This window comes from Microcystis sp. LEGE 08355 (genome assembly GCF_015207185.1).
Classification (GTDB): domain Bacteria; phylum Cyanobacteriota; class Cyanobacteriia; order Cyanobacteriales; family Microcystaceae; genus Microcystis; species Microcystis panniformis.
Genome location: NZ_JADEXI010000611.1, coordinates 1 through 2,690, shown reverse-complemented (window position 1 = coordinate 2,690; position 2,690 = coordinate 1). Strand labels below are relative to the sequence as shown.

2 protein-coding genes are annotated in these 2,690 nt (G+C 42.2%); one reads left to right on the top strand and one right to left on the bottom strand.

Features of this window, described 5'->3' with window-relative positions:
• Window positions 1-208, bottom strand: a 208-nt coding sequence (locus IQ242_RS21885; protein WP_193961395.1) for a helix-turn-helix domain-containing protein, incomplete at its 3' end; no start/stop codon positions are given.
• Window positions 209-971: 763 nt separating this feature from the next.
• Here IQ242_RS21885 and hmpF point away from each other — a divergent pair.
• Window positions 972-2,612 (top strand): pilus motility taxis protein HmpF, encoded by a 1,641-nt coding sequence (hmpF, locus tag IQ242_RS21880; protein ID WP_193961394.1) that lies wholly within the window; start codon window positions 972-974, stop codon window positions 2,610-2,612.
• Window positions 2,613-2,690: the final 78 nt, after the last annotated feature.

The window sequence follows — 2,690 nt, the reverse complement described above, 5'->3', positions numbered from 1 at the left end:
CTTCTTGTTTTTTCCAATCGGTTAGCATTGAAGAAGTTTCAGTATATCCTACTCTTTCTTGTCTTTCGTACCAAGCTTGTGTTCTGAGATGGAGAGCTTTATTGTAAACCAATCTTACACAGCCCAATGTGCGCCGCAATAGCGACTCTTGTTCGGGTGTTGGGTAAAATCGGTAGCGATAGCTTTTCCATACCTCACATTTTAGCATATATTTCGTAAATGTGCTAATATTTAACAGTAAAGCCGTCGTAGAACGACGGGGTTTCAGACCCAAAATTTTCGATGAGGTGAACCCTGGGGCGAATTGCTTCGCCCCTTTAAAAGCCCCGTCCCCTCGCGCTTAGCGCGAGGGATGAATGCTGACATTCAGTTAAATCCTGTTTAATAAGGTATGGGGGTACTGCGGATCGCTGGAGCTGCGGAGCGCCAGAGAAACAATCCATCGCTGGTGATCTAGAGATGATGCCCAATCCCGTCCCACTCCCTCTTGATGAGAAACGCTCTCTTCCCTCCTCTTGTCACTAATAATAAATCTGATAAGCTAATTATGTAACATATTTTTCAGTAAGCTTTACGGTTCTTCTGGTTTCTGTGTGGAAACGAGGTCTATACTGATAGTTTCTTCTTTCAAAATAGTCCTAAAAGTCTTGCCCAGTAAGCATTTAACCTTACATAAGCAAAAATTATCACACAAAGTCGAGAAGAGCCGCTTTACGAGATTGACTACCGAATTTTTTGAGACCAGAATAGTACATTTGAACTGAAAAATCGTCAAAAATTTTCCAGTCGGGAAGGGGAAGAATTGAGAACAAATGTATGGATAAAAAAGAAAAACTCGAATGATAGAAATTAAAAAATTTTTGGGATTCGGATGGTTACACACCAAACCATAGACGGGCTGCTCCTAGCCTTGATCGCCAACTCTCCCTAAAACCGATGACAAAAACTTTTATTATAGAGGACGACTACTCGTGCTATACCTTGCAGAAGTAAAAAAACAGACTAGAGGTTTTATCGGCGGTTACAAAACCGAATTGAAACTATTGGCCTGTCAGCATAAGGATCAGACGTGGAGTGCCATACCAGGGGAAGATATCTTAACCTACGACGAAACTAACTCCCTGAGTGAAGGTGCGCTTCTCTTGGTAAATTTGAGCAATAATCGTCAACTGCAAGGAAACCCGGAATTAGCGGGAGCGGAGATGGTGCGGCAACTGCAAAAGATTTCCCGTTTGATGGAGCGCAGCAAGAAAGATCAAGAGAAAATCGAGCAGTGGAAACAATCCCTCACCTATCAAAGCGAGATTCTCAACCGCCAGAAAATGGAAATGGAGACAAGAATCGAGCAAATTGAACAAATAGAGGCAGAATTAGAGTATTTAGAGCGCAAAAGACAAGAACTGGAAACCCTAAAACAACAATTAAACGAGCAACAGCGACAGCTGGAAGAAGGACAAATAAATCGTAACTCCTACCCCAATCTTTCCCCAGAACAACAACAATTTATTCGCTCTCTAGCGGAGCGTTTAGCTGCTCATCATAATCGGGGCAATTCTCCCTCACAAATTCTCCATTCCACTCTTGAATCTGTGCAAGAACAACAGACAATTTTAAATAGTTGTTGGCAGAGTTTAGAGGAGCAGAAAAAAGCTGTAGAAAATCGTCAGGTCGCCAGCGATGAAATGCTCGATTATCTAGAAAAAAGAGCTAGGGAATTACAGACGAGTCGCAGTGCTTTGGAAACAGCTAAAATACAATTACAAATACAAGAAACTCTTCTGAGTCAAAAACAGCAATTATTCGAACACCTTAACCTCACCCTACAAACCACTGATTCTACTCGACAAATGCTCCTTCGTCTCCTCGGAGGGGAAGAACTAGGTTTTGATGGTAAAATCGCTCTAGAAGCTCTTGAACAAATGCCTTTAGAAGAATTGGAGAGCTTAGTTAAGAACTTACAAACAGACCTCAAGCGCTGGGAAATTTTTGTCAACGACCAAGAGGAAGAATTAACTCTCCAATGCCAAACCGTGGAAGAATTAGAAGCAAGAATGGCTACAATAGCTCAATCTGAGCGAGCTAATTTAGAAGAAGAATTAGCCGAGGAACAGGAAAAAAAAGGAATGCTGGCGGCAACTTTAGTAGGACAAAGACGGAATCTCCAAGAAAGGCAAGCTATTAGCTCTCAACATCTGAAAATTCTGCAACGGAGACAGGGGATTTTATCCCCAGAAGATCCTCAAAAATCTGGCTTTGAACCATTGTTAATGCTGTTGGCCGATAATTATCAAAATAGTCTCCAAGAAAGTCAACGTTTAGCAGCAGAAATCAAGGGACTACAAGAGGATTTACAAAAAAGCAGCGATAGTATTGACGGTCAATGGTCGGATTTAGAGCAAAAAACTCGTGAATTTGAAGAACAGGAGCGACAATGGCGCGATACTAATCTGGCATTATTGCGTTTAAAAACTCAGGTACAACAGTACGAAACTTTCCTGCAACCTGTGCAGGATCAACTCGATCAAATCCGTCAAAAACTAGAAACTATCTCCCAGTGGTTGATGCCTATGGAATCTAATGGTAGTGCCTATCATTACGCTATTAACAGTTAGGCTTAATTAGGGTTTGCGGCAAAAAGTTTTTCGTGGGGGTAGGGTGTGGCCCCCCAACCCCCCCGACATCGGGGGGAT